Genomic DNA, 527 nt, shown 5'->3' on the forward strand with positions numbered 1-527 from the left:
GTGCAGGCACTGGTGGAAACCACCTCAAAGGGGGACCGGAATCCGTCGGAAGTCCGCCTGCTGGTTCAGATACAACGTAACGGTGGCTGGGTGACGGAAAAAGACATCACCATTAAGGGCAAAACCACCTCGCAGTATCTGGCCTCGGTGGTGGTGGATAACCTGCCGCCGCGCCCGTTTAATATCCGGATGCGCAGGATGACGCCGGACAGCACCACAGACCAGCTGCAGAACAAAACGCTCTGGTCGTCATACACTGAAATCATCGATGTGAAACAGTGCTACCCGAACACGGCACTGGTCGGCGTGCAGGTGGACTCGGAGCAGTTCGGCAGCCAGCAGGTGAGCCGTAATTATCATCTTCGCGGGCGCATTCTGCAGGTGCCGTCGAACTATAACCCGCAGACGCGGCAATACAGCGGTATCTGGGACGGGACGTTTAAACCGGCATACAGCAACAACATGGCCTGGTGTCTGTGGGATATGCTGACCCATCCGCGCTACGGCATGGGGAAACGTCTTGGTGC

Annotated in this window: 1 protein-coding gene; it reads left to right on the top strand. The window is 57.5% G+C overall.

Annotated features, from left to right (window positions below):
• The coding region (gpJ, locus tag HEN21_RS22610; RefSeq protein WP_143360078.1) for a TipJ family phage tail tip protein at nt 1-527 on the top strand (527 nt) is incomplete at both ends.

Origin of the sequence: Escherichia sp. 93.1518, from assembly GCF_013368915.2 — a bacterium.
GTDB lineage: Bacteria > Pseudomonadota > Gammaproteobacteria > Enterobacterales > Enterobacteriaceae > Escherichia > Escherichia ruysiae.